General features: G+C 36.6%; 1 protein-coding gene. It reads left to right on the top strand.

Going from position 1 to position 388, the window contains the following annotated elements:
- Window positions 1–256 (top strand): HD-GYP domain-containing protein (locus tag KI369_RS28570; RefSeq protein ID WP_308443114.1); only part of this gene is annotated, 256 nt, incomplete at its 5' end.
- Between the last annotated feature and the right edge of the window lie 132 nt (window positions 257–388).

Raw genomic sequence — 388 nt, 5'->3', positions numbered from 1 at the left:
TGAAAGATGGGATGGAAAGGGCTATCCCAAAAAACTAAAAGGAAATCAAATACCACTATGCGCAAGAATTGTTGCAATAGCAGATGCATTCGATGCAATGACTTCTTCAAGAGCATATCGTTCAGCCCTATCTCCTGAAGAAGCTTATAGACGTATTATAGAAGGATCTGGTACACAATTTGATCCTGCTATGGTAGAGGTTTTCAAAAAGGTATTTCCTTTGTGGGAAGAAATGGTCCCAAATTCTTTTCGTTAAAAGCTCATGTCTGAAATCAATTCATATTTGAGGTATGACGAATGCGAAAAAATGAAAAATCCGAATCCCATCGTGATAAAAGTTTGGAACGAGATAATGAATCAGGCACATAAAGAAAAGGTACCTATATAT

The sequence above is a fragment of the Bacillus sanguinis genome, from assembly GCF_018332475.1.
In the GTDB taxonomy this organism is placed as follows: Bacteria; Bacillota; Bacilli; order Bacillales; family Bacillaceae_G; genus Bacillus_A; species Bacillus_A sanguinis.
This window is presented reverse-complemented; position numbering and strand designations above follow the sequence as displayed.